This window comes from Clostridioides sp. ES-S-0108-01, assembly GCF_020662285.1.
Taxonomy (GTDB): Bacteria; Bacillota; Clostridia; order Peptostreptococcales; family Peptostreptococcaceae; genus Clostridioides.
In genome coordinates, this window is the sequence record NZ_JADGMN010000011.1 from 18891 (window position 1) to 44397 (window position 25507).

General features: G+C 27.4%; 30 protein-coding genes and 1 riboswitch. All 30 genes read left to right on the plus strand.

Annotation, left to right across the window (positions count from 1 at the left end):
• Nucleotides 1-11: 11 nt before the first annotated feature.
• Entirely contained in the window at nucleotides 12-680 is a 669-nt protein-coding gene (locus tag IR152_RS11470) for a lytic transglycosylase domain-containing protein (RefSeq protein WP_227452090.1), read from the plus strand.
• An 8-nt stretch (nucleotides 681-688) separates the two neighbouring features.
• Nucleotides 689-1117: a YaaR family protein gene (locus IR152_RS11475; RefSeq protein ID WP_227452092.1), complete on the plus strand. Its 429-nt coding sequence runs from the start codon at nucleotides 689-691 to the stop codon at nucleotides 1115-1117.
• Nucleotides 1118-1140: 23 nt separating this feature from the next.
• On the plus strand, nucleotides 1141-1455 hold the full coding sequence (locus tag IR152_RS11480) for a FliM/FliN family flagellar motor switch protein (protein ID WP_227452094.1): 315 nt from the start codon (nucleotides 1141-1143) through the stop codon (nucleotides 1453-1455).
• Nucleotides 1456-1602: 147 nt separating this feature from the next.
• Nucleotides 1603-1878 (plus strand): flagellar biosynthesis anti-sigma factor FlgM, encoded by a 276-nt coding sequence (flgM, locus tag IR152_RS11485; protein ID WP_227452096.1) that lies wholly within the window; start codon nucleotides 1603-1605, stop codon nucleotides 1876-1878.
• Between the two features lie 4 nt (nucleotides 1879-1882).
• The gene (locus tag IR152_RS11490; protein ID WP_227452097.1) at nucleotides 1883-2299 is read left to right on the plus strand and encodes a flagellar protein FlgN; all 417 of its coding nucleotides are present in this window, start codon (nucleotides 1883-1885) and stop codon (nucleotides 2297-2299) included.
• 17 nt (nucleotides 2300-2316) lie between these two features.
• Nucleotides 2317-3627 carry a flagellar hook-associated protein FlgK gene (flgK, locus tag IR152_RS11495; RefSeq protein WP_227452100.1) on the plus strand — a complete coding sequence of 437 codons (1311 nt, stop codon included), beginning with the start codon at nucleotides 2317-2319 and terminating at the stop codon, nucleotides 3625-3627.
• A gap of 18 nt (nucleotides 3628-3645) precedes the next feature.
• Entirely contained in the window at nucleotides 3646-4578 is a 933-nt protein-coding gene (gene flgL / locus IR152_RS11500) for a flagellar hook-associated protein FlgL (RefSeq protein WP_227452102.1), read from the plus strand.
• Between the two features lie 16 nt (nucleotides 4579-4594).
• A complete protein-coding gene (locus tag IR152_RS11505; protein ID WP_227452103.1) occupies nucleotides 4595-4987 on the plus strand; it encodes a flagellar assembly protein FliW in 393 nt (130 codons plus the stop codon).
• Nucleotides 4981-5193: a carbon storage regulator CsrA gene (csrA, locus tag IR152_RS11510; RefSeq protein ID WP_227452105.1), complete on the plus strand. Its 213-nt coding sequence runs from the start codon at nucleotides 4981-4983 to the stop codon at nucleotides 5191-5193. The genes IR152_RS11505 and csrA overlap by 7 nt, the downstream gene beginning before the upstream one ends.
• 21 nt (nucleotides 5194-5214) lie before the next feature.
• Complete coding sequence (gene fliS, locus IR152_RS11515; RefSeq protein WP_227452107.1) at nucleotides 5215-5607, plus strand: flagellar export chaperone FliS; 393 nt, start codon at nucleotides 5215-5217, stop codon at nucleotides 5605-5607.
• 3 nt (nucleotides 5608-5610) lie between these two features.
• Nucleotides 5611-5973: a flagellar export chaperone FliS gene (gene fliS, locus IR152_RS11520; RefSeq protein WP_227452109.1), complete on the plus strand. Its 363-nt coding sequence runs from the start codon at nucleotides 5611-5613 to the stop codon at nucleotides 5971-5973.
• An 11-nt stretch (nucleotides 5974-5984) separates the two neighbouring features.
• A complete protein-coding gene (gene fliD / locus IR152_RS11525) occupies nucleotides 5985-7502 on the plus strand; it encodes a flagellar filament capping protein FliD (RefSeq protein WP_227452111.1) in 1518 nt (505 codons plus the stop codon).
• 2 nt (nucleotides 7503-7504) lie between these two features.
• Nucleotides 7505-7840 carry a flagellar protein FliT gene (locus tag IR152_RS11530; RefSeq protein ID WP_227452113.1) on the plus strand — a complete coding sequence of 112 codons (336 nt, stop codon included), beginning with the start codon at nucleotides 7505-7507 and terminating at the stop codon, nucleotides 7838-7840.
• 102 nt (nucleotides 7841-7942) lie between these two features.
• The gene (locus IR152_RS11535; RefSeq protein WP_227452115.1) at nucleotides 7943-8815 is read left to right on the plus strand and encodes a flagellin; all 873 of its coding nucleotides are present in this window, start codon (nucleotides 7943-7945) and stop codon (nucleotides 8813-8815) included.
• Nucleotides 8816-8891: 76 nt separating this feature from the next.
• Nucleotides 8892-11030 (plus strand): glycosyltransferase, encoded by a 2139-nt coding sequence (locus tag IR152_RS11540; RefSeq protein ID WP_227452120.1) that lies wholly within the window; start codon nucleotides 8892-8894, stop codon nucleotides 11028-11030.
• Between the two features lie 76 nt (nucleotides 11031-11106).
• Nucleotides 11107-13674, plus strand: coding sequence for a glycosyltransferase (locus IR152_RS11545; RefSeq protein WP_227452122.1), 2568 nt, complete (start codon nucleotides 11107-11109; stop codon nucleotides 13672-13674).
• 26 nt (nucleotides 13675-13700) lie between these two features.
• Nucleotides 13701-14639, plus strand: a complete 939-nt coding sequence (locus IR152_RS11550) for a glycosyltransferase family 2 protein (RefSeq protein ID WP_227452123.1) — start codon at nucleotides 13701-13703, stop codon at nucleotides 14637-14639.
• A 51-nt stretch (nucleotides 14640-14690) separates the two neighbouring features.
• The gene (locus IR152_RS11555; protein ID WP_227452124.1) at nucleotides 14691-14852 is read left to right on the plus strand and encodes a hypothetical protein; all 162 of its coding nucleotides are present in this window, start codon (nucleotides 14691-14693) and stop codon (nucleotides 14850-14852) included.
• A gap of 188 nt (nucleotides 14853-15040) precedes the next feature.
• Entirely contained in the window at nucleotides 15041-15574 is a 534-nt protein-coding gene (locus IR152_RS11560; RefSeq protein WP_227452125.1) for a hypothetical protein, read from the plus strand.
• 334 nt (nucleotides 15575-15908) lie between these two features.
• Nucleotides 15909-15999, plus strand: a riboswitch (cyclic di-GMP riboswitch).
• A gap of 407 nt (nucleotides 16000-16406) precedes the next feature.
• The gene (gene flgB, locus IR152_RS11565) at nucleotides 16407-16724 is read left to right on the plus strand and encodes a flagellar basal body rod protein FlgB (RefSeq protein WP_227452126.1); all 318 of its coding nucleotides are present in this window, start codon (nucleotides 16407-16409) and stop codon (nucleotides 16722-16724) included.
• Nucleotides 16725-16731: 7 nt separating this feature from the next.
• Nucleotides 16732-17136: a flagellar basal body rod protein FlgC gene (gene flgC, locus IR152_RS11570; RefSeq protein ID WP_227452127.1), complete on the plus strand. Its 405-nt coding sequence runs from the start codon at nucleotides 16732-16734 to the stop codon at nucleotides 17134-17136.
• A gap of 9 nt (nucleotides 17137-17145) precedes the next feature.
• Complete coding sequence (gene fliE, locus IR152_RS11575; protein WP_227452128.1) at nucleotides 17146-17463, plus strand: flagellar hook-basal body complex protein FliE; 318 nt, start codon at nucleotides 17146-17148, stop codon at nucleotides 17461-17463.
• A 24-nt stretch (nucleotides 17464-17487) separates the two neighbouring features.
• A complete protein-coding gene (gene fliF, locus IR152_RS11580; protein WP_227452129.1) occupies nucleotides 17488-19038 on the plus strand; it encodes a flagellar basal-body MS-ring/collar protein FliF in 1551 nt (516 codons plus the stop codon).
• Between the two features lie 12 nt (nucleotides 19039-19050).
• A complete protein-coding gene (fliG, locus tag IR152_RS11585) occupies nucleotides 19051-20121 on the plus strand; it encodes a flagellar motor switch protein FliG (RefSeq protein WP_227452130.1) in 1071 nt (356 codons plus the stop codon).
• Nucleotides 20105-20845: a FliH/SctL family protein gene (locus IR152_RS11590; protein WP_227452212.1), complete on the plus strand. Its 741-nt coding sequence runs from the start codon at nucleotides 20105-20107 to the stop codon at nucleotides 20843-20845. Before fliG ends, IR152_RS11590 begins: the two co-directional genes overlap by 17 nt.
• A 3-nt stretch (nucleotides 20846-20848) precedes the next feature.
• Entirely contained in the window at nucleotides 20849-22168 is a 1320-nt protein-coding gene (fliI, locus tag IR152_RS11595; RefSeq protein ID WP_227452131.1) for a flagellar protein export ATPase FliI, read from the plus strand.
• Between the two features lie 31 nt (nucleotides 22169-22199).
• On the plus strand, nucleotides 22200-22646 hold the full coding sequence (gene fliJ / locus IR152_RS11600) for a flagellar export protein FliJ (RefSeq protein WP_227452132.1): 447 nt from the start codon (nucleotides 22200-22202) through the stop codon (nucleotides 22644-22646).
• Between the two features lie 28 nt (nucleotides 22647-22674).
• Complete coding sequence (locus tag IR152_RS11605) at nucleotides 22675-23880, plus strand: flagellar hook-length control protein FliK (protein ID WP_227452133.1); 1206 nt, start codon at nucleotides 22675-22677, stop codon at nucleotides 23878-23880.
• 18 nt (nucleotides 23881-23898) lie between these two features.
• Nucleotides 23899-24468 carry a flagellar hook assembly protein FlgD gene (locus IR152_RS11610; RefSeq protein WP_227452134.1) on the plus strand — a complete coding sequence of 190 codons (570 nt, stop codon included), beginning with the start codon at nucleotides 23899-23901 and terminating at the stop codon, nucleotides 24466-24468.
• 50 nt (nucleotides 24469-24518) lie between these two features.
• A complete protein-coding gene (locus tag IR152_RS11615) occupies nucleotides 24519-25502 on the plus strand; it encodes a flagellar hook-basal body protein (RefSeq protein WP_227452135.1) in 984 nt (327 codons plus the stop codon).
• The last annotated feature ends 5 nt before the right edge of the window (nucleotides 25503-25507 follow it).

The following is a 25507-nucleotide window of genomic DNA, read 5'->3' on the forward strand; positions in this document are numbered from 1 at the left end:
GGAGTTTTATATTGAACGAAATAAGTTCACTAATTAATATACTGGCATTGACACAACTATCTGGTAGTAATACCACAAATCAGTGTAACTGTGGATATAATAATTCATCTGGATTTGATATGATTATGATGACTTTGTTAAAAGCATTATCACAGAATAATCAACAAACTTCTAATGGGTATAATTTATCATCTAATTCTGAAAAATTATTTAATGAACTTGATAGTGTGGCAAATAATACAGTTGGTAAATTTATTGAAGTTGATACAAAAGATAAAAGTGTAAAGTCAAGAATTGAAAATGCTGTAGAGCAAGCATCAAAGAAATATAATGTGGATGCAAATCTTATAAAAGCAATAATTAAAGTTGAGTCGGATTTTAATCCAAACACTGTATCTTCTGCTGGTGCTAAGGGTCTTATGCAACTTATGCCAGAAAATTGCAGAGATTTGGGAGTAACAGACCCTTTTAACATAGAACAAAACATAGATGCTGGAACTAGACATATTAAGGAATATATAGATATGTTTGGAGGTAGCATAGAAATGGGATTGATGGCATATAATGGTGGACCTGGTAGAATGAGAAGCAGGGGAGTAGAATCAATTTCTGACTTGTATAAAATGCCTAAAGAGACACAAAATTATATTCCTAAAGTCATGAAATATTATAGAGGGTAGGATTTATTATGGGTATAAACATAGACAAGCTAAATATAAGTCCAAGTAGAAGTATAGAAGTTAAAAAAACAAAGGAAAATAATAAATTCTCTGATAGCTTGAACTTTGTAAAACAATCTTCTTCACTAGAAGATATAAAAAGGAATTTAGAAAGTGTAAAAAAAGCTGGGGAAAGGCTTGTACTTACACAAAATTATGGTGATATTAGTAGGTATAAAAATGCAGTAAAAGAATACCTAAAATCTGTTGTGGATAATATGTATTCACTTGATAAAAATGGTAGTTTTTGGGAACATCAATATTATAAGAATGTAAAGGTTATTGATAATAAACTTGAGGATATGACTAGTAAGTTACTTAGTGAAGAAAAAGAAAATATAGATATTGTTTCTACTGTTGATATGATACAAGGCTTATTGATAGATATGTATAGGTGAGATTACACGAGGAGAAAAGTTTTATGAATAGCAAAAAAGAAGATATATATGAATTGAATTTTGGTCAATTAATAGAAGAAAAGACTGGGGTTATAGAGGAAAATCAAAATGTTTTTAATGCAAAAGTAAATGTGGCCGTTTCTATAGGAAACACAACAGAAACAATAAAAAAAATATTAGATTTAAAAGAAGGTTCTATAATAAAATTAAATAAGAATGTAGATGAAAAATTAGATATATATGCAAATGATAGATTATTTGCTTATGGAGAAAGTATTATTACAAATGAAAAGTTATCTGTAAGATTATCTAAAATAGAAGATTCAGACATAAATTAATACTAAAAAAAATCCCCTTAGGTTATTCTATATTAGTTTAACTAAGGGGATTTTTATAAAAAATCTAAAATCTATTTGGATTGTATAAATATTTTTCTTTTTTGAGCGATAACTAAAATATAGGGATGTGATTTTGGAGGTGAAGCTATGGATATTAAAAGTGTAAGTTCAAATATTGTAATAAATAATTATTTAAAGAATAAATCAGATACAAAGAAGGTGCAACAAGTTCAAAAAACTGGTAAAAAGGACAAGATAGAACTATCTAAATTTGCAAAGGAAATGGCAAGCGTATCAAATATGAATGATGAAGCGACTAGAAATAAAAAGATAGAAGAAATAAAAAGCGCATTGGAAAGTGGAACTTACAAAATAAAGCCAGAAGAAATTGCTAAAAAAATGATAGAGGAGATGCGAGGATAAAGTCATGATTACAGACTTAAAAGTCATAATATATGAAGAAAAAAAGATACTTAGTAATATGATGGAATTACTAAAAGAACAATTTGATTATATAATTGAAAAAGACTTGGAAAACTTAAATAGGTTGAACCCGAAATTAGAAGATATTAGTAGAGAACTTGCATCTATAGAAATAAAGAGAAGACAACTTTTTGGAGATGATGTTTCAATGAGTGAAGTTGTTGAAAATAGTAATGATGAATATTTAAAAGAAATATATATAGATTTAAAGCACATTATTGCTTTAGCTAAGAATCAACAAGAATCAAATGACTCTTTAATAAAGAAAGAACTTATTTTTACGAAAAAAATGATTAATTTCATAAAACCAGTTGATAAACAAACTACAACTTATAATTCTTATGGAAACATTAGAAAATAGATATTGGGAGGAGAAATATGGCAGGATTATTTTCCATTTTAAATACAGCTAATTCAGGAATGAATTCGCACCAAAAAGCAGTACAGACAATTTCTCATAATATAAGTAATCTAGATACAGAAGGTTATTCTAGGCAAAGGACTGAGTTTGCCACAAATAGACCAATGTATATGCCTAGTTTGAACAATTCAATTGGAAGAGGACAATTAGGTACTGGAGTACATGTAACAGATGTAACAAGAGCTAGAAATAGTTTTTATGATTACCAATTTAGAGCAGAAGCTCATAAATATGGTAATACAACTTCAAAGTATGACTATTATAATACTATAGAAACTATACTAAATGAACCATCAAAATATGGAATATCTGCAGGTATAGATGATTTTTTTAAAGGATGGGAGTCATTATCAAAGGATGTAAATAGTGACAGTAAAAAAAGTCTAGTGGTAGAAAATGCATCGAATTTAGCAACTTTAATAAGCGAAAGTTATAAGAAGCTTGATAAGTTAAAAGAAGAGATAGATTCTAATATAGACACTGAGATAAAACAAATAAATGACATGTTAAAGAGTCTTGAAGATTTAAACAAATCTATTGATATTATATCTGGTTCTGGCTCTATGCCAAATGATTTGCTTGATGAAAGAGATAGAATTTTAGATGATTTGAGTTTTAAGCTAGACCTTGAAAATAGTGACGTTAAAAATATGTTTGCAGATGGTAAATTAGAACTTAATGAATTGAAAAATGCAGATGGAACCTGGAAAACAGGTGTATCAGGAACTTTACAAGGTTTATTTGAAATGCATGGTAAAATTGATACATATAAAAGTGACTTAAAAGATGTATCTGATGGATTAGCTAAACAGATAAATGATGTTTATAATACATCTGCTGGAATAACTATAAAAGATTTTTTTATAACTTCAAATGTAGATGGTGAAGATATCATAAAAGTAAATCCAGCGATAAAAAGTAACCCAAATGAATTGAAGCTTACTACTGAAGAAGCTTCAAAGATTGCTAAGTTAAAGGATGAAAAAATAGATATTGGGGCAGTTGGTGGAAAAGTAAGTACAATAAGTGACCACTATAAGGCTTTTGCAGAATCAGTAGGTTTAGATTCTCAGAAAGTTAATCAAGATGAATTGAATCAACGTAAAATTATAAATAATATTGATAACTCACGAATGAGTGTTTCAGGTGTATCTTTAGATGAAGAAATGACAGAGCTCATAAAAGTACAACGCTCTTATCAAGCTAGTGCAAAAGTTATGTCAACAGCAGTACAATTATTGGATGTTGTAATAAATGGAATAATCTAATAAAAGGGGGAATTTATAATGAGAGTTAGTACAGGTATGATGTCTAGTAGTTATCTAAATTCATTGCAAGATAATTTACAAAGATTAAACAAGGTAAATAGACAAGTTAACACAACTAAAGAAATAAATAAGCTATCTGATAATCCATATAAGGCAATAAAGATATTGAATTCAAAAAGTGAAATAAAAACTATGGAAACTTATATTGAAAATTGTAAAGATACAGCAGATTGGTTAGAAGCGACTGATACTTCATTAGGTCAACTTGGTAATTTATTAGCAGATATAAAGAAGGGGTTGGTATCAAGTGGTAATGGTTCATATTCAGATGACGAAATAAAAACTATTAGCAATTCAATCAATGGAAAAATGAAAGAAATAGCAAATGCTTTAAATGCAACACATGAAGGTAAGTATATATTTTCAGGTTCAGATACAGGTACACCACCTGTTGAGTGTGTAGAGAATGCTGACGGCTCAGTAAGTTTGAAGTTTAATTCTAGTCTAAATCTTAATAAACTAAATAATTCTTTGAGTATGGATGTAGCTCAAGGAATAAGAGTAGATTATAATGTTAAGTTAAGTAGTCTTGGGTTTGACCCAACAAAAACTGACCCGTTTGAAAAACTAAATAATATATCAAAGAAACTAGCAAATCCAGATGATGCAGCTATAAAAGAGCTGACAACAACTTGCTTAGGTGACATAGAGAATCTAATAGATAATACAGTAAATGTTAGGTCTATATACGGTACAAAAGCTAATACAGTAGATGCTATGAAGGAAAAAAACGATGAAAGTTTGATACAGTTAAAAGATGCTCTATCACAAAATGAAGAAATAGATTATGGAGAAAAACTTGTTCAATTAAAGGCTGCGGAATTAACTTATCAAGCCTCACTACAAACAGGAGGAAAGTTATTTAATGTATCTATATTAGATTACATATAGTCAAAATAACGAAGATATGATGAAGATTACATTAAAAAAAGGTATACTAGGGTTCGAAAATCTAAAGGAATATGAGATTGTAGATATAGAGAATAATGATACTTTAAAGGAATTTAATTCTATTGAAGAAGATTGTATAGGATTTATTATTGTGTCACCATTTGAGATTATTAATGAATATGAAATAATTCTTAATCAAGATATAATAGAAAAACTTGAAGTAGAATCTCCTAATGATATTGTGCTATTTAATATAATAACTCTTGGTCAAACTCTAGAAGAATCAACTGTGAATATGAAAGCTCCTATAGTAATAAATATAAAAAATAATTATGGAATGCAAATAATCTTACAAGAAGAAAAATATAGTATAAAATATCCATTACTGAGAGGTGGTGATGGATGTTAGTTATTTCTAGAAAAAAGGGAGAGTCAATACTTATAGGAGAAAATGTTGAAGTTAAGGTAGTAGGTATTGATGGAAATAATGTTAAATTAGCTATATCAGCACCAAATAATATAGGAATATTAAGAAAAGAAATTTATGAAAATATAAAAGAAGAAAATATAAGAGCAACAAATAAAAATATAGATATTTTGAGTAGTTTTAAATAAAAGTATTGGAGGAAACAGTAGATGTATGGAGAAAATCCTTATAATTCTTATAAACAAAACGCAGTATTTATGGCATCAAAAGAACAATTATTGTTGATGCTTGTAGATGGAGCAGTAAAATATACAAAGATAGCTAAATTATCTATTATAGATAAAAATATGCATAGAGCACATAAAGAGCTCATAAGAGTACAAGATATATTTACAGAATTGATGGTTACATTGGATCAAAGTGCAGGTCAATGGGCAAAAGATATGTATAGAGTTTATGACTTTGTGAGATATGAATTATCAAGAGCGAATATAAGAAAAGATGTACAAATATTAGATAATGTCTTACCTATAATAGAACAAATTAAAGATACATGGCATGAAGCTGATAAAAAAAGTAAAGAAGAAAGAAATAGAGGATAGCCAATGAAATTAAATTTAGATGAACTAAATAAACTTTCTCAAGAAGAATTATTATTAATACTCTTAGATGGAGCTGTGGAATCCATGAAGATAGCAAAAATAGCAATCATAGATGGAGATAGACAAAAATCTCACAAAGAACTTATAAGAGTACAAGATATATTTACAGAATTAATGCTCACATTGGATCAAAATGCAGGTGAATGGGCAAAAGACATGTATAATGTCTATGATTTTATAAGACATGAACTATCAAAAGCAAATATAACAAATGATATAAAAATAATAGATGAAGTATTACCAATAATACAACAAATTAGAACTGTGTGGTATGAAGTTGATAATAAATCAAGAAATAACAGATAGGAGGAGTAAGAATGACAAATATAAGCCCTATAAGAGTTACAGGTCTTTCAGGAAATTTCGATATGGAAGGAATAATAGAAGCTAGTATGACCAGAGATAAAGAGAAGGTCGATAAAGCTAAGCAAGATCAACAAATAGTTAAATGGAAACAAGAAATATACAGAGATATTATTAAAGAAACAAAAGATATATATGATAAATACTTTGAACGTTATTCTAAAAACAATATAGTAAGCAAAAACTCATACACATCTTTAAGTATAAAAAGCTCTGATGAGAGTATTGTAGTTGCAAAGGGGTCAGCTGGTACAAATAAAATAAACTATCAGTTTGCCGTATCACAAATGGCAGAACCAGCAAAACTAACAATTAGGTTAAATGCAAGTACACCTATTGTTCAGCAATTTCCTCCAAATGCTAGCGGTGCGAGTTCATTAACTATAGGGGATGTAAATATACCTATATCTGAACAAGATACTACAAGTTCTATTGTTAGTAAAATAAATTCTCTTTGTGAGGATAAGGATATAAGAGCTTCATATAGTGAGATGACAGGTGAATTAATTATTTCTAGGAAGAAAACTGGTTCGTCTTCAAAGCTTGATTTAAAAATAGATGGCAATGATAATTTAGCACAGCAAGTTGCTAATGATAATGGAATTTCTTTTACAACTGATGGTGAAGGTAAAAAGGTAGCAACAGTACTTGGTAAAAACTTAGATGCTGATATAACTGATGAAAATGGAAGAGTAATACATATAAACAAAGAGTCAAACTCATTTACAATAGATAATGTCGATTATAATGTGAATTCAAAAGGAAATGCTAAACTAACTTCTATAACTGATACTGAAGAAGCTACTAAAAATATGAAAGCATTTGTAGAAGATTATAATAAATTAATGGATAAAGTATATGGGTTAATAGTAACTAAAAAGTCAAAGGACTATCCTCCTCTTACAGATACTCAAAAAGAAGATATGACAACTGATGAAATAGAGAAGTGGGAGAAAAAGGCAAAAGAAGGTATACTTAGAAATGATGATGAATTAAGAGCATTTGTTGAAGATATTCAATCTATGTTGTTTGGAGATGTAAAAGATATTGAGACTTTAAGGAAGATAGGTATTAGTGAAGCTAAGGATTATAATAAAAAAGGTCAGATATCATTTAATGAAGATGTTTTTTCAAAAGCCATTGTAGAAGATAGCGATAAAGTATATAAAATTTTAGCTGGGTATTCTTCAAATAGTGATGAGAAGGGTGTGTTTGAAAAGTTAAAAGATATAATATACGAATATGCAGGAAGTTCAGATTCAAAGTTTACAAAAAAAGCTGGTATAGAAAAATCAGCTTCTGCAAATGCAAATATATACTCTAAACAAATCGCAGAGCAAGAAAAAAATATAAATAGATTAATTGAAAAAATGAATGATAAAGAGAAAAGACTCTATTCTAAATATTCTGCTTTGGAAGCTTTGTTAAATCAGTATAGTTCTCAAATGAGCTATTTTTCACAAGGTAACTAATAATGGGAATATTAGGAGAAAAATTGGTTTTATATAGAGAGATATCTTTACAAATTATAAACCTTATTGATAAAGAAGAGTATCAATACATAAGCAATAAGTTAAATGATAGGCAAAAAATTATAAATAGTATAGATGAAAATGACAAAGAAAGTTTCATAAGTATCTATGTTGATATGAAGTTAATAGATATTGATAACAAAATACAAAATGCTTTACAAAAAAACTTATTAGAAGTTAAAAAAGAGTTGCATAAATATAAGTTAACAAAACAAGTAAATACAATATACTCTAAATTAAATAGAGAAAAAGTTAATATTTTTAGTAAAAAAGTATAAAGTTATAGATTAACTTGTCCGATTATATAAATGAAAGATTAATATAAAAATTAAAAAAGTAGAAATGACAAGGATGTCAATTATACTAAGGAGGGTAAATTAATGAGAGTTAATACAAATGTAAGTGCTTTGATAGCAAATAATCAAATGGGAAGAAACGTAAATAGTCAAAGTAAATCTATGGAAAAGTTATCTTCTGGGGTGAGAATAAAAAGAGCGGCCGATGATGCTGCTGGTCTTGCAATATCTGAAAAAATGAGAGCTCAAATTAAAGGTCTAGACCAAGCTGGAAGAAATGTTCAAGATGGTATATCTGTTGTACAAACAGCAGAAGGTGCATTAGAAGAAACTGGTAATATATTACAAAGAATGAGAACTTTATCAGTACAATCTTCAAATGAAACTAATACTAAAGAAGAAAGAGATAAAATAGCAGATGAATTAACACAGTTAAAAGATGAAATTGAGAGAATATCAAGTTCAATTGAGTTTAACGGAAAGAAACTATTAGATGGATCTTCTCCAAGTATAAGATTACAAGTTGGAGCTAATTATGGAACGAGTGTATCTGGAACAAGTAATAATAATAATGAAATAAAGGTAGAGTTAGTTAATACTGCTGAAGTAATGAAAAATGCAAGTATAACATCTACTACAATTGATGCTATGAAAGCAGATGGTGTATCAGGTACAGATGCTGCTAAGACTATGGTATCTAGTTTAGATTCAGCATTAAAAGAATTAAACTCATCAAGAGCAAAGTTAGGTGCACAACAAAATAGATTAGAATCAACTCAAAATAACTTAAGTAATACTATAGAAAATGTTACAGCAGCAGAGTCAAGAATAAGAGATACAGATGTAGCTTCAGAAATGGTTAATCTGTCTAAAATGAATATTTTAGTACAAGCATCACAATCAATGCTTGCTCAAGCTAATCAGCAACCACAAGGAGTTTTACAGTTATTAGGATAGTAAAAAATAGAAATTGGAGACTGAAGAGTAAAGTTATACTTTACTCTTCTATTTGTATATTGAAAGGAAAATATTTATGCTACTTAGTATAGTTATGATGGTAAAAAATGAAAAAAAGATTCTAGAAAAAACACTAACATCATTAAATGGATTAAGATCATCAATAGAAAGTGAACTTGTTATAGTTGATACTGGTTCAGATGATAATACAATTGAGATTGCCAAAAAATATACTGATAGAGTTTATTTTGAAAAGTGGGATGGTGATTTTTCTAGTATGAGAAATAAATCCATTTCATATGCAAGTGGTGAATGGGTATTTATAATAGATGCAGATGAAGTTTTAGTAGAGTATCAAAAAATAGTTGATTTATTCAGTAGTGAACTTTATAAAAAGTATAATTCAGCTTCAGTTGAAATAAAAAATTTCTACTCATATGATAAAGAAATGTATGGATTTTCTACTATTATACGTCTTTTTAAAAATGATAATTTTAAGTATATAGGATCTATACATGAGCAACCATTATATAAAGAACCTGTATATAATAAGGTTTGCAAATTTGAACATTATGGGTATATATTTGAAGATGAAGAATTTAGAATGCAAAAGATTAAACGAAATGAAGTACTCTTGTTTAAAGAATTAGGTAAAAATTTAGATAATCCATATATAAATTATCAGTTAGGAAAAAATTTTATTGTATCTCTTAAATATCATGAAGCATTATATTATTTAGAGAGATCAGTTGAATTATATAGAAGATTGAACCTTATTCCAGGTTATTTATACACTAATTTAGCTAAGGTATATTTTTATTTGGGAAAATATAAAAAGTGTGAAAATTTATGTTTAAAGTATATATCTAAGGAAAAAAATGATATAGATATGTATTTTTATTTATTTCAATCTCAAGTAGGCTTGGGGAAATATGAAAAGTGTATACAGTCTTATAAAAGATATATATATTTAATTGAAAATTATGATATTAGTTTACAGGCCAACAATTTATTTTCAGATTCAGAAACAATTATATTAAGAGATAATGCAGTTATAATGTTGCTGAAAGTTTATTATAAATTAGAAAAGTATGAGTTAGTTATAAAAGCATTTTCAGACATAAAAAAACAAGAAAAAAGAAAAGAAGGATATTTTAGTTTATTTATGTCACTGTATAAACTTGATAGATTTGAAGATATTTTAAAGTATTACAGAGAATTACCAAACTCACTGAGTGAAAAAAATAATTTTTATAATAATGTAGAGTTAGTATTATCGAATATAAAAGAAGATGAAAAAGAAAGTATATATAAGATAGCGAGTAAAATTGATGGAAATTATGGAAAACTAAATTATGCAAGGTTAAAAGAATTTATATCCATAAGTGAGTGTAAGAATATACTAAAAACAGAAAAGAATGTGATATATGCATCTCTTATTAAGATAGCATGTAAAAATGGATTAGATTTATTTAATATGATACATGATTTTGAAGTAGTATGGATAAATAAATACATTAATTTTATTGTAGCAGATAATAAAGAATTTTCTTTTGAGTTATATAAGTATTTAATAGAAGTGCCAAATACATCAGATATAGAGAAAATAAAAGTATATAGAATATTATCTAAAGCAATTTTAGAAAATATTAATCTAAATATGGAGAAGTATAAGGAATTATTCTATTTTTATGTAATGTATTCTTATCAATATATAAGATACATGTATAATAATTTTGAAGATGAAGAGTTATTATATTATCTATCTAATGATGAAGAAAGATTTATAATAAAATTCAAAAATATAACTCAAAGTATATATGATGATAAATTAATCTATATAAAAAATTTGAAGGAGTTAATATATGAATATCCAGAAAATAAAAAGATAGTAAAGTTTATTATAGAAGATTTAGAAAAAGATTTAAATGAAAGTGAAGAACTTAAGTTATTAAAGGTACAATTTATCAATAATATAGAGTATTTATTAGAAGATGGAAATATAAAAGAAGCTAAAGAATTAATGGAAGAATACTCTGAAAATTTTGCGGATGATGTGAAAGTTCTCAATATTAAGGGAATTATATTTATGATAGAAGGGAATTTCCAAAAAGCAGATATTGTTTTTAAAAAAGCATATTCATTAGATTTTACAAATGAAGATAGTATTGAAAATATTAAATATTTAAAAAATGTTAGAAGTAATATTTTATAGGAAAAAATTTTTATAAGATTATTTTATTTTAAACCCTTATAAAATATATGGATAACTTTAATTTAAGGAGTTTTTTATGATAATAGATATAGTATTATATTATATAGAAGGAACTGGAGGTCTAGAAGTTGTATTAACAAATGTAAGTAATGAATTGGTTAGAAGAGGACATAGAGTACGTATTTTCCAAGCACATAGACCAAAATATATTAAATGGATAGACACATTGCCAGAAATTTATTTTTATGATTTAAAAGAAGAATTAGAGAATAGCAGTATTGATAGTTTTGTCTTTAAGTATAAAAACATGTTATCAGAAATGGATGTACCAGATATTGTTATTGCAACACAGGAACCTGTATTAAGCTATGTTTGTAGAGAGGCAGTAGAATATTTAGGAGAAGCTAGACCTGTTATAGTATCTTGGCTCCATTCGGATTTAGATCTTTATGATGGTAAAGAGTGTTTAAATTCTAGTGACTCTCATTTGGTTATATCAAATGCTATAGAAAAACAAATAAAAAAGTATATAGATAAAAATAGGAAAATTTATTGTGTTGGTAATCCTATAGATATGAATTCTCTTAAAATGACAAAACAATCTAAAGAGAGATTAAAAATATTATTTATTGGTAGATTATGTAATAGTGAAAAAAGACTGGATGTATTATTTAAAGCGCTTAGCTTATTAGATAAAAACTGGGAATTAAAGATAATTGGAAATGGTAAAGATGAAGATAAATTGAGAAGTCTTGCAATAAAATTAGATATCTATGACAATATAAATTGGTTAGGATGGCTAGATAATCCTTGGGAAAATATAGAGAGTGCTACAGTTTTAGTTCTTACATCAGACTTTGAAGGATTTGGAATGGTATTAGTTGAGGCCTTGGCAAGAGGAATTCCAGTAATTTCTAGTGATTGTTCAGGTTCAATGGATATTGTTGAAAATAATAAAAATGGATGGATATTTAAAAGGGGAGATTATGAGCAATTGTACACTATTTTAAAAAATATACAAGATAAGAACTACTTATTACCTAATAGTGATGATTGTAAAAAGTCAGTAGAAATGTTTAATGCCAAGAATATTATTGATAAAATAGAGTCAGCTTTATTAGAAAGTCATAAAAATTTAAAAAATAAAATAAAGACAATAAACATTGTAGAAAATATTAAGATGCTCATGAAAAATAGAAAATTTGATTGTGCAAGTGAGATGATAGATAGATATGTAGACTTGTATGAGTATACTTCAGATTTTTATTGTATGAAAGGTATTATATCATTAGAACAAAATAATTTAGATGATGCATACAATAATTTTAAACTTGGTTTAGCTTTGGAGAGTTGTAATGTAGATTTACTATATAACATAGCATATACATGTTTGTTAAAAAAAAGAAATGAAGAAGCTAAGTATTATTATAAAGAATGCTTAAATAATTCTAAAGAAGTTAGTTTAAATATAGAAATAGAAAATTTATTGCAAAGTTTGTATGATAATAGTAATTATGAAGAATCAAATGACAAAATTTTTATAACTTTAAATTTGGATAAAGATAATATTATATTTAGAACTCTATTGGAAGAGAAAAAAAATATAATAAATATAATTTATAATGAAAGTATAAAATATGAGAGGGCTTATTTTGATAATGGAATAAGTGTATATGAAACTGATTTAGAAAGATATAAAAATCTAATTGAATATTTAGCTAGAAAAAATAAAAATGCTATATTTATATCCAGCGATTATAATCAACTTGTGGAACTTAGAAATCTGAGAGAATATATAAAATTTGCATATTATTGTAGTAAGAATTTGTATACGGATGAAATAGATTATTTAAATCAAAGTCTATACTTGGATATGGAAATGAAAGCATGTAATTTGGTGGATTTAATAGTAACAGATAATATAGAAACATACATATTAAAAAGGGTAGTTGAATCTAGAAAAAATGTGTATTTTTTTGTTAATAAATATAGTAAATCAATGGAAAATTTAAATTCACTGCACTTATCTAAACAAAATAATTGTTTTTACATAGTAAATGTTTTAGAGAATTATTTTAATATATCTGATAAAGATATTAATGAGAATTTTATGCTATTATCAGATTCTATTTGTGATGAGTATAAAAGAGCATTTTATTTGATGGCTTTAAATCAAAAAAATATAAGTGAAATTACTGAAATATCAAGAGATATTTATAATAGATATAATTCAGAGGTAATTTATATCATTTATTTATATTTACTTACACAAATGAATGAAATAGAGGTATTAAAAAATACAATAATTAATAGCAAGTATAGCGAAAAAATTTATGGATATGAGTTATTATATGTAGATTTGATGAATGATGTCAACATAATGAATTTTATAGTTAACTTATCTATAAAGAATTACACATATATATTTAATAATTTGAGTAAATATGGTGCTTATGAAAAAGCAAATTACAAGTTTTCACTGAATTTACTTAATGAATCTTATAGTGAATATATCATATTATTTGAAGAAGATACAATATTAAAGAATTCTCCACTAGTAAGTAGAAATATAGCTTATATTAAATATGTAAATGGAGAAGACCATAATTATTTTTATGAAAAATATAAAAATTTAGTAAAATAGTTATATGAAAATATAAGGGGGAGAATATGAAAGTTAGTATAATAATACCTGTATATAATGTTGAAAAATATTTAGAGAAATGTTTATATAGTGCGGTTAATCAAACACTAAAGGATATAGAGATAATAATTGTAAATGATGGTTCTACTGATTCAAGTTTTAAGATATTAGATAAATATAAGTATAAAAATGAAAATATAATAATAATAAATCAAACTAATAAAGGTATATCTGGAGCAAGAAATAATGGTTTGAAGTTTGCTAGTGGTGAATATGTGTATTTCTTAGATAGTGATGATTATATTGAGTTGGAAGCTATGGAACTTTGCTATAATACAGCAAAAAAAAATAATTCAGAAATAGTAGTTTTTGATTCAACTGTATTTAATGAGTCTGGAATTGTAGGAAATATTGAAAGAAAAATGTTAAATGGAGAAGTAACTTTAACTGGAAAAAATCTATTTAATATACTTGTGGATAATAATTTTGTTTATGCTGCAACATGGATGAATTTTTTTAAAAAAAGCTTTCTTAATAAATTTGAAATAACATTTTATGAAGGAATTATATATGAAGATATATTACATACAGTTAAAAGCTTGGTTTTATCAGATAGAATTACATATTTACCTATGAAGTTATACAATTATAGGAGAAGAGAAGAATCTGTAACTACAAAACCATTGACGGTTAAAAACATAGATGGTCACTATATATCATCAAAAGAATTGTATAATTTTCTGGAACAAAATAAAGTTTACTTAGATCAAAAGACTAAAAGAACATTAGTAAAAATGATTCGATTTTACTATAAGAATAGTTTAATTGACTGTGACAGATTGCGTTTACTAGATAAAAAAAAGGAAATAATAAATACTATTAAGAATAGTGATAATATATTAGATATTGAATTAGAAATTATAATAGATTCTCCTTTATTATATTATAATAATTTTAATAAATGAGAAAAAAGTGAAGGGCTTTATAAGGTAGAAGGTTTTAATAAAATTATTAAAATGAGAGAAAATATATTTGATATACAAGTCTATGAACAAATATTTATAGATAATGAATATGAACTAAACATAAATGTAAATCCTAAAGTTATAATTGATGCTGGTGCTAACATAGGTTTAAAAATGCATCAATATACACAACTGATAAATGTGAAATTTTGAATGCGATTTCAAATGAAAATTATAATGAAAAAGTACTAATTTAGAATATAAAGAATTAAATTATAAATATAGATTTTTTTGATTATGCTATATTAGAAGATTTATCAAGTGATTTAAAAGATATTTATACAATACTGAGAAAAGTCAAACCATATCTAAAAAGAGAAGGTTTTATTATAATAAGTGTATTGAATTTTGTTCATGTTGATATAATAAAAAAACTTTTAGAAGGAAAGCTCTTTTTTAATGAATTAATAGATTCATATATAAGTAATAATATATTTTTTACTCTTGAAGAGCTTAAAAAAATATTTGGTGATATCTATTATTCAATTAATTCAATTTCATCAGAGCAAACAGATATATCAGAAGATTCAAGATTATTTATTGAAAAAATATGTGAAGTATGTGGCAATGAATTAAAATATCAATATTATACATATAAGTATTTTGTAAAGTTTAAAAATGAGGTTGATTTAAATCGATATAAAAATATAGATATGGTTAATTTAAAGTATTTTTTAATGCGTATAGATGATGATGCACAAGTGGATTATAATATAGAATTAATTTTGAATAATTATACTTTTGATGAACAACTTATTGAAGATATAGTAAGTACTAATATAATAAATAAGATAGATGTATTAAATAAACTTGGGATTGAAAGTTTTAACTATGGTTTATTTGAGTGTAATATAAGTATATTTATATGGTATTAAAAGTAGACAGGAATGATATTGATACAATCTATAATATTAGTTACGTACTATTTTATTTGGGTGAATATGAAATGGCACAGAGTGTAATTGATAATAGTGATGATAATGTTAAAAAAATGATGACTTAGCAGAGCTATATAATCTATTAGAGGAGAGATGATATATTTATTCTGATAGTTGTATAAAATAAAAGTATGTATATATTTGTAATTATTAGAGTATAACTATACTTTTTTTATAATAAAAAATTATTATATGTAAAAAATAAAATAAAATATAAGAGAAAAGTAAAAATATATTTAAAAAATTTGTTATTTATTGTATACTTAAGTTAAAACCAAATAGGCAAAACTAGAGAAATCTAGTGACGCAAAGCTATAGGGGCTAAGGTTTGTATACACAAACTATGTCAGCCAGTTGCCAAAAAGAGTTCTAAGTATACTGTATACGTAGGAAGAGTCTAGGATGACTGCCTTTTTGGCGGTCATTTTGTTATGGAGAAATTACTTTATTGTAGTAGAAAACACATATAATAACATATTTTACCAATTATAACTTAAAATAAAGATAAATTATATAAAAAAAGTTACTATTTTACAAAAAAGGGCAACTTTCTTAAGAAATATTTAAATATATATTAAAATTTTTTTATATTTTCATTGGACTTCACTGAAAAAATATTAGTTTTCTTACTAAAATGATACATTATTGTATTAATGTAATAGAAATGTAATTAATTTGGATGAATAAAGAAGTCATTTTTTGTAGTATAGCAACTTCATTATTTATTAATAAACAAAATAGATAAAATATATTTGGAGGAGGAGTGAATGTGAATACATATGACATTATAAAAATGGGATTAGATGCAACTAATCTAAGAAGTCAGACAATAGCAAATAATATAGCAAATATAAATACTGAAGGCTATAAAAGACATTATGTAACTTTTGAAGAAACATTAAATGACACAATGCCAAAAATAGAGGAAAAAACAGATAATTCGAAAGGATTAAGGGTAGATGGCAATAATGTAGACATAGAAGAGGAAAAAGTAAACCAAGCAATGGCAACATTACAATATAATGCTTTGATAAGTTTTGCAAATGGTAAAATAGCAATGACAAAATCAATAATAAGTGGGAGGTAATTAGAAGATGAGCGTATTCAGTGGAATGAGAATATCTGCTAGTGGGTTAACAGCAGAAAGTTTGAAAATGGATATCATATCATCAAATGTAGCTAATATAAATGCTACAAGAGGTCCAAATGGAGAAGCATATAGAAGAAAAGTTGTTTCATTTGAAGAAAACTATGATAATAAATTAGGTATGCTAGGAGTAAAAGTTACATCTGTCAAAGATGATAAATCGCCTCTTAAAGAAGTATATGACCCATCTCACCCAGATGCAAAGCCGAATGGATATGTAGAATATCCAAATGTAAATATATTGGTTGAAATGACAGATTTAATAACAGCTTCACGAGCATATGATTCTAACATAGATACATTGAATGCTCAGAAGTCTATGATATCTAAAGCTTTAGAAATAGGAAAGTAGGGATAAATTATGCCAATTACACAGATTAACAATATAGTGCAAGGAGCACAGTTAGATAATTTAATTGGAGAAATAAAACCATTAAATATTAATAATAAAGAAGAAAAAAAGAACTTTGAAGATGTAATAATAGATACTATAGATAAAGTTAATTTTCAACAAGTAACAGCAGATGATATGAAAGAAAAATTTATAAAAGGCGAAGATGTCTCTATGCATGAAGTTATGTTAATAGGTCAAGAAGCACAACTATCTATGCAATATTTAATAGAAGTTAGAAATAAGATTCATGATGCATATCAAGAAATGAATAAGGTACAAATTTAGTCTTTTGAACAGGAGTAATAATCAATGATAGACAGTTTTAAAAATAAGATTAAGGAGCAAGTTGCTAAATCTAGGACAAAGATAAGTTCTCTAAAAAAGGGAACTAAAATAGCATTAGGTATAGGGATTGTTGCTATATGTTTAGCGCTAGTATTTACAGCAATATCTGCGAGCAAAAATAAGTATGCAGTCTTATTTTCAGAACTAGATGTTCAAGATGCTGCAGATATATCAGCAGAATTAGAGTCTAAAAAGATAGACACTAAGGTAAAGGGAAGTACAATCTATGTACCTAGAACAGAAGTTGATAAGTTAAGATTGGAGTTAGCACCAAGTCTTACAGGTGGTTCTAAAGGATTTGCACTAATGGATGACAGTTCATCAATAGGACTTACTGATGAAGAGTTTCAGATTAAGAAACAAAGAATGATACAAGGTGAAATAGAAAAAACAATCAAGAGTTTTCCACAAGTGGAAGATACTAGAGTGCATATAACATTTGGAGAATCATCAGTATTTGAGAAGGAGGCTGTTCCAGGAAGTGCGGCAGTTTATTTGATGTTAAAGCCAGGAACAACTTTAGAGAAAAATCAGATAAAATCTGTTATGGCACTTATATCAGGAAGTGTTACAAATATACCAGAAAAAAATGTTCAGGTCATTGATAACAAAATGAATTTGTTATCTGAAGGTATTTTAGACGATGAAGAAGTTGATGAAAATAATCAACCAATAAATAGTGGTATTAGTGTTGATAAAAATAAGGCATCTGAACAAGCATTGAATAAACAATTAGAAAAGTCTATTCTAGAAATGTTAGAACCAATATTTGGTACAGGAAAAGTAAAAGCTACAGTAAATGCTGATTTAAGTTTTGATACAGCTGAAAAAACTGAAATAAAGATTGACCCTGATAAAGTTGCAATAAAGGAGACAAGGTCGAAAAATTCATCTAAATCTGCTACAAATAATGTTCAAGGTGTAGATGCTAACATGAATAACCAAGGAAATAATAATGGTACTAATACAGAAGATAGTTTAGATGAGAGTTTTGAGTATGAAACAGGTAAGATTGAAACTCATACTATAGTTGCACCTGGAGAACTTAAAAGATTGACAGCTTCTGTTGCTATAGATGGAAAAATAGCTAAAGGTGTTCAAGCTGATGTAGAGGATATTGTTAATAATGCTATAGGTATGGATGGAGCGAGGGGAGATACTCTTAGCGTTGTTTCAATGGTATTTGACCCTGAAGGGAAGAAAGAAGCTAAACAAGAACTAGAAGATATTAAAAAAGAAGGATTTAAAAAGAATATAATAAAAGCAGTTATTGGAGTAGTAGCAGTAGTAGCAGTTGGTGCTATTGGATACTTAATATATAAGAAAAGAAGTGAACAAGAAGATATGGATTATGAAGATGAAGATTATAGTCCTAAATCTGATTCTATTGATAGGAAAGATAATCCTCTATTAGGAGAGGATCCAGAACTGACATTAGAGGAAGCTGTTAAAATGTATGCAGAAGAAAAGCCAGACCAAGTAACAGAGATAATAAAAACTTGGTTAAATGAGTAAGGGGGATAGAAAGTGTCCACGGAAATTACAAATGTTAATGCGTTTGACTTAAGTGATATAAGTGAAAGTGATAAGAATGAAAAGATAGAAGGTGAGGGTTTAAAAAAAGCTGCTGTACTATTAATGACATTAGGCCCAAGTGTGTCTAGTGATATAATAAAAAGCCTGCCTGATAAACAAGTTCAAAAAATAGGTTTGGAAATTGCAAATATTTCTTCAATAGCTTCAAAAGAAAGAAGAGAAATCTTAAAAGAGTTTGTGGAAATAAATAGAGCAAAAGATTATGTTATAGAAGGCGGGCTTGAATATGCGAGAGAGCTGTTAAGTAATGCTTTGGGAAACGCTAAAGCAAACAAATTACTTGAAGGTATATCAATAGATACGAGTACAAAGCCTTTTAAACATATTATAAAACTAGATGTAAAGAAGATATTAGAAATAATTAGAAATGAAAGTGCACAGACTATAGCTATTTTACTTGCACATATGGAACCTGAAAATGGGGCAGAGGTTTTAGCATATTTAGATCTTGATTTACAAAATGAGGTAGCTATGAGAATAAGTTCAATGGGTTCAATATCTCCAGAAGTGATAAAAGTAATTGAACATTCATTAGAAGATAAATTACATTCAATGGGTAGTGATGATTTTAAGGATTATGGAGGAGTATCTACTTTAGTTCAAATATTGATTAACTCTGATAGAAAAACAGAAAAGAATATTTTGAGAACTATTGAAGAAAAAGACCCAGCTTTAGCAGCACAAATTAAATCCCATATATTTATCTTTGAAGATATTGTCAAGCTGGATGATATAAGTATACAAAAAGTGCTAAAAGAAGTAACTATGAAAGATTTAGTATATGCCTTAAAAGGTGTGGATGATGCGATTTCAGATGCTATATATAGAAATCAATCTTCTAGAGCAGCAGATGCACTTAAAGAAGAGATGGAAATGGTTGGTGTTATAAAGGTTACACAGATTGAGGTTGCTCAACAAAAGATAGTAAATAGCGTAAGAAAACTTGAAAAAGAAGGTGCCATAACTATTGTAAGGAATTTTGGTGATGACTTTGTCGAATAATAAAATTATTAAAAGTAAAAAAGCATCATATAAAGGAGTGCTAGATTTAACTATAATAGATAAAGCTAGAGTGGGAGAATCAAACATAAATAAAGAAAAGGACTGTAGATTTAGAGATGAGGTAATAAAAGAAGCTATAGAATCTGCTGAGATAAAAAAGAATGAGATATTAGAAGAAGCAAGAATAAATGCACAAAATATAGAAAAACAAGCGTATGAAAAAGGGTATAGTCAAGGTCAAAAAAATGGATATGAGGATGGATATAAAGAGTCATATGATGAATATACTCAAAAAGCTAAAGATGAAGCAGATTTTATAAAAAATCAGGCAAATTTAATCTTATTACAAGCTAATGAGAAAATGACTGAATACATAAAAGAAAAAAATAAAGAGATTATAAGACTTGCTATTAATATGGCTAGTTCTGTTCTAAAAAAGCACTTTGAAGATGAAGAATCTATGAGTGATTTTCTAAAGCAAATCATTCAAGATTATGAAGGAAGTAGTTCATTCATAGTAAGATGTAATTCTTTCTATAAAGATAATATAGAGAAAGAGTTTGAATTATTCAAAGAAGAAACATCATCAAAATCAAGTGTATTTGTTATTGCAGATGATAGTATAGATAAAGGAAATGCTATCATCCAAAAGGAAAATGGAAGAATAATAGTTGGTATCGATTGTGCTATGGAAAAACTAAAAGAAGAATTGCTTGGTGAATAAAGTATGTATAAAACTGATATATATATAGACTTTGATAAAATAAATAAGAAAATAGAAAATTTAGAACTCACTATATCAGAAGGTAGAGTTAAAAAGATTATAGGGCTTACTGTAGAAGTTGAGGGAATAAAGGCTTTTGTTGGGGAGCTATGTGTTATATATAATCAAGTTAATAAACCGGTGAATTGTGAAGTAGTGGGTTTTAAAGATAAAGAAGTCATATTAATGGCATTGGGAGAATTAACATTGATATCGCCTGGTTGTAAAGTTATTTCTAAGGGGATACCTTTAAGTGTTATGTGTAGTGATAATTTACTAGGTAAAGTACTTGATGGTCTTGGAAATCCTATAGACAACTCAGACGTTGTTTTAGGAGATAGATACAACTTGAATAATGAACCTCCTGACCCAATGAAGAGAAAAAAAATACGAAATATAATGGAAACAGGTGTAAGAGCAATAGATGCATTTACTACTTGTGGTGAAGGGCAGAGAATAGGAATATTTGCAGGAAGCGGAGTAGGTAAGAGTACAACTCTAGGTATGATTGCTAGAAATGCAAAAGCAGATGTAAATGTAATTGCTCTTATTGGAGAAAGAGGGAGAGAAGTACTAGATTTTATTGATAAAGATTTAGGTGAAGAGGGAATGAAAAAATCTGTTGTTGTATGTGCAACATCAGATAAAGCCCCTTTGGTTAGGTTAAAAGGTGCTCTTACTGCTACTGCAATAGCAGAGTATTTTAGAGACCAGGATAAAAAAGTAATACTTATGATGGATTCAGTAACTAGATTTGCTATGGCACAAAGAGAAGTTGGTATAGCAATAGGAGAGCCACCAGCTCAAAAAGGATATACACCATCTGTATTTGCCATTTTGCCAAAACTTATGGAGAGAACCGGGACATCAGACAAAGGTTCTATAACTGCATTTTATACAGTACTAGTTGATGGAGATGACTTTAATGAGCCAATAGCAGATACCACAAGAGGGATACTTGATGGTCATATAGTTTTATCTAGAGATTTGGCAAATAAGAATCATTATCCGTCTATAGATGTATTGAATAGTTTAAGTAGGCTTATGAATGAGATTGCCTCAAAAGAAGATATAAAAATAGCATCACTTGCAAGAGACATGCTTGCTGAGTATAGAGAAGCAGAAGATTTGATAAATATAGGTGCATATGCTTCAGGTACAAATAAAAAAATAGATGAGGCAATTTATTATCATGAGCATATTATTAATTTTTTAAAACAAGGGATAAATGAAAAGAGTTCTTTTAATGAAACTATAAGTAGTTTGAGAAGCATCTTTGAATAAATAATTAAAAAAAATATTTGAATAGGTTGTGATGGAATTGGATAAAAATTTTAAGTTTAGATTACAGAAAGTTTTAGACTTAAAAATGAAAGATGAAGAAGAGATAAAAATGGAATTTGCTAAGATTCAACAAAAAAAAATAGATATAGAGACTAATTTAGAAAACTTAGAAAGTAATTATAGCAAATATTCTATAAGTAAAAATAACGATAGTATTCAAAATCAAAAAATAACTATTAACTATTTGTTAGCTTTAAATAACTCTATAATGGATTTATCAGAGGAGTTGGATAAGTCAACAAATGAACTTGAAAAAGCTAGAAAGCAGCTTATAGACAAACAGATAGAAAGAAAATCATTAGAAAAATTAAAAGAAAAAAAGTATGGACAGTACTATAAAGAAGCAAATTTAAAAGAACAAAACACTAATGATGAGTTTGCAAGTATGAGTTATTTGAGAAATAGACAAGTTCTATAAGAATGGTAGGAAGTGAGGATATTATTGTATGAAGATACAAGCAGATTCTTATAATATTATTAAAGATATTGAGGATAAAAAAAGTTCATCTAAGAATAAAAATATAAAAAATAATAAATTTGAAGATAATCTATATAAGGCAACAGACAATAAAAAAGTTAAAGATACAAGAGAAACAAGCAAGCAAAATGTCAGTTCAAATAAACCGGAAAATAGTGATAATGAATGTCATTTAGATGAAGATAAAAGTAATCACTTAGAGGATGAAAGTACATATGAAAAAGATTGCAGTAAGAGTAATGATATTTTACAACAATTACTGAATCTTTTAAAAAATAATGATAAAAAAGATAAAGATATAAACTCTATATTGGATAATATAGAAAAACTAAACATATCAGATGAATTAAAACAAGAACTTAAACTTAATAAAAATATATTGAATAAGATTGCAAATCAAAATTCAGAGCTAAATAAGGCTAATATGAATAATTCTGATGACATGCAAAATTTAGACATAATGAAGTTGAGAGAACTTTTAGATAATAATGCTAACGAAAATTTTGAAGTAATTAGTAAAACTACAGAAAATGATACTAAAAGTATAGATTTGTATAATTTTGATAGCAATAGAATGGACAATCTTAACTCAAATAAGCAAAGAGATGATAGTTCTAATATTTTGGAAAAACTAGCAGGAGTCAATGGAAATAAGAGCGGGAATTTTGGTCAAGCAATAAATAAAAGTGTTGATATTAATAAAATTAAAAATAATAATGTCAATTTAAAACAGATAGAATCAAATGTAATGGACGATTCTATAAGAGCCATTAAACATATGAAAACAAATGATATACAAGAATTGACAATTAAATTAAGACCAAAAGAATTAGGAGATATGAACATACAATTGCTAAAAGATGGTGAAAGTATGAGAGCTGTTGTGACTGTTTTCAACAAAGATGTATTTGACTCTATAAATAAGAATATAACAGATTTAAAGCAACACCTTGAACTTACAAATGTAAATATAAAGGATGTATCAGTGCAAATGCATAGTGATAATAGAAGTACATCTGATACTTTTGATAAAGCATTTGAACAACAGAATAGACAAAATAAGCAAGAAAATATGAATAAGCAAGGTACAAATAATAAGCATAACAATATCGTTATAGAAGATGAAATTAAAGAAAATATTATTGATGATGATAGAGTAGATTTATTAGCTTAAGTAAGGGGGAAATATTGTATGTACGGAGTAGCAACAGCATTCGCAGGTACTCAAGGAAACTATAGGTCAAATAACTTAAGTCAACTTGAAAGAAATATTAATGATATTTCTAATAAACAAGTTAGAAGTAAAGGAAATCAGACAGTAACAGATAATGGGACTCCAATTATTGGACAAGGTGATGATGCTGATAAAGACTTGTTTATGAAGATACTTGTAGCACAGATGGGTAATCAAGACCCAATGAATCCACAAGACCCAACGGAGTATGTATCACAATTAGCACAGTTTGCAACTTTAGAAAAGATGTCAGCTATGAATGATAAGCTAGATGTACTTTTAGCCTTAAGTAACTCCACTCTAATAAACTCTACTTTGAGTATGGCAGCATCATTAATTGGTAAAGAAGTAGAAGTATCTGGAGAAGAGAAAGAAGATGAAAACATTGTAGGAGTAGTAAAGTCCACATACATAAAAGATGGAGAGGTACACTTAGAATTAAAGGTAGATGGAAATGATGAAACTGTAGATGTTAAATATGAAAAATTACTTAAAATAGGAGAAGTAAACACAACTTCAGATGAATAAGAAAATTCTCCAGAAGAAGCATAATATTAAACTAGAAAAGAGGTATATTTATGATAAAAGCAATGTATTCAGGCGTAAGTGGGATGAAAGCAAATCAAACAAAGTTAGATGTAATAGGCAACAATGTAGCAAATGCAGGTACTACTTCTTTTAAGAAAAGTTCTGCTAGAATATCAGATTCATTTTATCAAAATGTTCTATATGCAAGTGCTCCAACAGCTGCATTAGGGGGAACAAACTTAGGACAAGTAGGTGTAGGTAGTAAGATATCAAGCATAAATAAAGACATGACACAAGGAAATGTACAAGCAACTAATAGACCATCAGATTTAATGATAGATGGAGATGGGTATCTTCCAGTGGTAAGGCAAGGTACAGTTATATATACAAGAGATGGGTCTTTTAACTTAGATACAGGATTTACAGCAAAAGATGGTGCTTTGAAGGGTATTAAGGGAGGAAGACTTGTAAATGGTGATGGATACATGTTACAAGGTGAGATTTATAACGGTAAGTATGATGCTGTTACTGGTGAATTTACTAAAAATGCTACTGCAGAAGGAAAAGAGCCTATTGTAATACCTCTTCGAAGTCTAAGTCCTAAAGATGGTACAGTTCAAAATGTATTAGAGTACAATATATCAAAGGATGGAACAGTAGAATTTCTACTAAGTGATGGTCAAAGAACTCAATTTGTATATAATATTCCTGATGATGCTAAAGTAGGAGCCACAGTTGCTGGATTAAAAGTTGATGATGGAAAAATACAAAAAGTACAAATATATGCATTCCAAAATCCAGCAGGGCTAGATGCAGCTGGAGGAAACTTATTCAAGCCATCAGCAAACTCTGGAGAACCACAAATAGAAGGAGCTACAGGAACAATATTACAAGGAGCTATAGAAGCTTCAAATGTAGATATAGCAGAAGAGTTTACAGAAATGATAATAGCAAGTAGGTCTTTCCAAGCAAACAGTAAAGTAATATCGACATCAGATGAGATACTTCAAGAAATAATAAATCTTAAGAGATAGTAGGT

Bases quoted from the DNA above. Each gene is read 5' to 3' on its own strand.
- fliE (WP_227452128.1), top strand. From the start codon at position 17,146: ATGCCAATTACACAGATTAACAATATAGTGCAAGGAGCACAGTTAGAT.
- flgM (WP_227452096.1), top strand. From the start codon at position 1,603: ATGGATATTAAAAGTGTAAGTTCAAATATTGTAATAAATAATTATTTA.
- IR152_RS11530 (WP_227452113.1), top strand. From the start codon at position 7,505: ATGGGAATATTAGGAGAAAAATTGGTTTTATATAGAGAGATATCTTTA.
- csrA (WP_227452105.1), top strand. From the start codon at position 4,981: ATGTTAGTTATTTCTAGAAAAAAGGGAGAGTCAATACTTATAGGAGAA.
- IR152_RS11535 (WP_227452115.1), top strand. From the start codon at position 7,943: ATGAGAGTTAATACAAATGTAAGTGCTTTGATAGCAAATAATCAAATG.
- flgK (WP_227452100.1), top strand. From the start codon at position 2,317: ATGGCAGGATTATTTTCCATTTTAAATACAGCTAATTCAGGAATGAAT.
- IR152_RS11505 (WP_227452103.1), top strand. From the start codon at position 4,595: ATGATGAAGATTACATTAAAAAAAGGTATACTAGGGTTCGAAAATCTA.
- IR152_RS11540 (WP_227452120.1), top strand. From the start codon at position 8,892: ATGCTACTTAGTATAGTTATGATGGTAAAAAATGAAAAAAAGATTCTA.
- IR152_RS11545 (WP_227452122.1), top strand. From the start codon at position 11,107: ATGATAATAGATATAGTATTATATTATATAGAAGGAACTGGAGGTCTA.
- IR152_RS11480 (WP_227452094.1), top strand. From the start codon at position 1,141: ATGAATAGCAAAAAAGAAGATATATATGAATTGAATTTTGGTCAATTA.
- fliI (WP_227452131.1), top strand. From the start codon at position 20,849: ATGTATAAAACTGATATATATATAGACTTTGATAAAATAAATAAGAAA.
- fliS (WP_227452109.1), top strand. From the start codon at position 5,611: ATGAAATTAAATTTAGATGAACTAAATAAACTTTCTCAAGAAGAATTA.
- IR152_RS11550 (WP_227452123.1), top strand. From the start codon at position 13,701: ATGAAAGTTAGTATAATAATACCTGTATATAATGTTGAAAAATATTTA.
- fliS (WP_227452107.1), top strand. From the start codon at position 5,215: ATGTATGGAGAAAATCCTTATAATTCTTATAAACAAAACGCAGTATTT.
- flgC (WP_227452127.1), top strand. From the start codon at position 16,732: ATGAGCGTATTCAGTGGAATGAGAATATCTGCTAGTGGGTTAACAGCA.
- IR152_RS11490 (WP_227452097.1), top strand. From the start codon at position 1,883: ATGATTACAGACTTAAAAGTCATAATATATGAAGAAAAAAAGATACTT.
- fliD (WP_227452111.1), top strand. From the start codon at position 5,985: ATGACAAATATAAGCCCTATAAGAGTTACAGGTCTTTCAGGAAATTTC.
- IR152_RS11555 (WP_227452124.1), top strand. From the start codon at position 14,691: ATGAGAGAAAATATATTTGATATACAAGTCTATGAACAAATATTTATA.
- fliF (WP_227452129.1), top strand. From the start codon at position 17,488: ATGATAGACAGTTTTAAAAATAAGATTAAGGAGCAAGTTGCTAAATCT.
- flgL (WP_227452102.1), top strand. From the start codon at position 3,646: ATGAGAGTTAGTACAGGTATGATGTCTAGTAGTTATCTAAATTCATTG.
- IR152_RS11615 (WP_227452135.1), top strand. From the start codon at position 24,519: ATGATAAAAGCAATGTATTCAGGCGTAAGTGGGATGAAAGCAAATCAA.
- IR152_RS11605 (WP_227452133.1), top strand. From the start codon at position 22,675: ATGAAGATACAAGCAGATTCTTATAATATTATTAAAGATATTGAGGAT.
- fliJ (WP_227452132.1), top strand. From the start codon at position 22,200: ATGGAATTGGATAAAAATTTTAAGTTTAGATTACAGAAAGTTTTAGAC.
- IR152_RS11610 (WP_227452134.1), top strand. From the start codon at position 23,899: ATGTACGGAGTAGCAACAGCATTCGCAGGTACTCAAGGAAACTATAGG.
- IR152_RS11475 (WP_227452092.1), top strand. From the start codon at position 689: ATGGGTATAAACATAGACAAGCTAAATATAAGTCCAAGTAGAAGTATA.
- IR152_RS11590 (WP_227452212.1), top strand. From the start codon at position 20,105: ATGACTTTGTCGAATAATAAAATTATTAAAAGTAAAAAAGCATCATAT.